The 341-nt window shown below is 28.2% G+C and carries 1 protein-coding gene; it reads right to left on the bottom strand.

Translation table 11 applies throughout. The features are described from left to right. Nucleotides 1-341: hypothetical protein (locus HNV10_RS17420; protein WP_173302687.1), on the bottom strand; the 341-nt coding region annotated here is incomplete at both ends.

Raw genomic sequence — 341 nt, 5'->3', positions numbered from 1 at the left:
AGTCATCATCACAAACAATAATATCATTAGGTTGGTTGGCAACAGGTTGCGGATTTATAATTAATTGAAAAGGGTAGATAGCATAACATTGGGTAGTACTATATTCTACTCTAGCAAAAAGTGTTTCAATTGAGTTTTGGTATAAATAATTAGTGTCTAGCGGATTCTCCTTGTTATCAGCATCAGTTTGGTTTGCGTAATAACCAATAATTACATTAAATGTATCATTAAGTATAATTTCATTGATTTCTAATAAATTGACTTGATTTTCATTGTTTTCACAAATATTATAAGATTCAAAATCATTGATTTGTGGAGGACTATTTAAAATGATGTCAAAA

It is taken from the genome of Winogradskyella litoriviva, from assembly GCF_013249065.1.
Lineage (GTDB): Bacteria > Bacteroidota > Bacteroidia > Flavobacteriales > Flavobacteriaceae > Winogradskyella > Winogradskyella litoriviva.
The sequence above is the reverse complement of the archived record's forward strand: the minus strand, read 5'-3'. Positions and strand labels throughout refer to the sequence as shown.